Below are 1390 nucleotides of genomic sequence, written 5' to 3'. Positions count from 1 at the left end.
CGCGTTCCGCAGTGAGGATGTAGGTGAGCCCCGCAGCGGTCGTTCTGACCCAGCGTTCCGCTGACCGTGGTGTCCTTGTTCCGATCCGTCGGACGTGCCGCTGCGGGGCTCGCCTGTGCACTCACCGGACGTGGCCGTGACCTAATAGGAGCCTGTGCCAGCAGGTACCCATCACTGTGTTGTCCGTCGCCCGGCTGGTGGTTGCCCGCTCCCCCTGTCACGCGCGAGAAGGACGGACACGGCCACGATGGCACAGCTGCCCACGTCACGGCGACCCAGCACCGACCAGCCCGTCCAGTCCGGCGACCCGCTCGGAGCGGTGGTGGAGGTGACCGGCGGGGTGGACACCCACCGTGACACCCACACCGCCGCGGCGCTGGACGGGCAGGGCCGGCTCTTGGGGCACCAGCAGTTCCTGGCCACCGCCGCCGGCTATGGCGCGCTGCTGGCGTGGCTGCGCTCGTTCGGGCGGCTGGTGCTGGTCGGGGTCGAGGGCACCGGCAGCTACGGCGCTGAGCTGGCCGCGCACCTGCACCAGGCCGGGGTGGCGGTGGTGGAGGTCGACCGACCCGACCGGGCGGCGCGGCGCCGCGACGGCAAGTCCGACCCACTAGACGCTGAGGCCGCCGCCCGGGCCGCCCAGTCCGGGCGTGCTGAGGGCACCCCGAAGCAGCGCGGCGGCCCGGTGCAGGCCCTGGCCGCGTTGCGGGTCGCCCGCCGCAGCGCGGTCGACCAGCGCGCCGACACCACCCGCCAGATCAAGTCGCTGATCGTCACCGCCCCCGAAGCCGTGCGCGCCCAGCTGCGCCCCCTGACCGACACGCAGCTGATCCGCCACTGCGCCACCCGCCGCCCCGACCCGACACACGCCGGCGACCCCCAGATGGCCACCGTGCTGGCGCTGCGCTCGCTGGCCCGCCGACACCAGCAACTCTCGACCGAGATCCGCCAGCTGGACAAGCTGATCACGCCGCTGGTCCGTCGGATCAACCCCGCCCTGTTCGCCATCTTCGGCCTCGGCCCCGACACCGCCGGGCAGCTGCTGGTCACCGCCGGGGACAACCCCGACCGGCTGCGCTCCGAGGCCGCGTTCGCGATGCTCTGCGGCGCCGCACCGCTGCCCGCCTCGTCCGGGCGCACCGACCGCCACCGGCTCAACCGCGGCGGCGACCGACAGGCCAACGCCGCGCTCTACCGGATCGTGCTCACCCGGATGCGTCACGACCCCCGCACCCGCGCCTACGTCGAACGCCGCACCGCCGACGGTCTGAGCAAGAAAGAGATCATCCGCTGCCTCAAGCGCTACCTCGCCCGCGAGGTCTACGCCGCCCTCACCCACACCCGAAAAGATCTTGAACCAGCTGCTTGACGTCCATAGGAGCATCGGAAC

At 72.7% G+C, this 1390-nt stretch carries 1 protein-coding gene; it reads left to right on the top strand.

Annotated features, from left to right (window positions below):
* The first annotated feature begins 247 nt into the window (after positions 1-247).
* Positions 248-1369, top strand: a complete 1122-nt coding sequence (locus ACFPL3_RS41970; RefSeq protein WP_379591029.1) for an IS110 family RNA-guided transposase — start codon at positions 248-250, stop codon at positions 1367-1369.
* Positions 1370-1390: the final 21 nt, after the last annotated feature.

It is taken from the genome of Pseudonocardia zijingensis (assembly GCF_042657305.1).
Taxonomy (GTDB): Bacteria; Actinomycetota; Actinomycetes; order Mycobacteriales; family Pseudonocardiaceae; genus Pseudonocardia; species Pseudonocardia zijingensis.
This window is presented reverse-complemented; position numbering and strand designations above follow the sequence as displayed.

Bases quoted from the DNA above. Each gene is read 5' to 3' on its own strand.
- ACFPL3_RS41970 (WP_379591029.1), top strand. From the start codon at position 248: ATGGCACAGCTGCCCACGTCACGGCGACCCAGCACCGACCAGCCCGTC.